This is a genomic window from Pseudoalteromonas sp. S1609, assembly GCF_005887255.1.
Lineage (GTDB): Bacteria > Pseudomonadota > Gammaproteobacteria > Enterobacterales > Alteromonadaceae > Pseudoalteromonas.
In genome coordinates, this window is sequence record NZ_PNDJ01000170.1 from 1 (window position 1) to 297 (window position 297).

Annotated in this window: 1 pseudogene; it reads right to left on the reverse strand. The window is 41.8% G+C overall.

The features are described from left to right. A pseudogene (locus tag CWB76_RS19280) lies at positions 1–297 on the reverse strand (molecular chaperone); the annotation flags it as partial.

A 297-nucleotide genomic window follows, 5' to 3' on the forward strand; every position in this document is an offset into this window, starting at 1 on the left:
CGCGTAGCTGTGCACTCAGTTCACGATAATGCTGAGCACTATAAAACTGACTTTGTAAATTCACATCGTTAATTTTACATGCTTGCCAAAATGCCTGGTTAGGTAATGGTAAACCCGATTTAAAAGTACTGCCTAAGCCAAGTAACGGCATCAAACCATGGTAGCTCAGAGCAATATCTAAATCATTACCGCCTACTCGCTTTCCGCTATGTGCCAAAAAGTCTGCGTCTCGTTGTTGTTTATTCCTAAAACTTGGCCCCATTTGTACAAATGAACAGTCACTTGTACCACCACCAA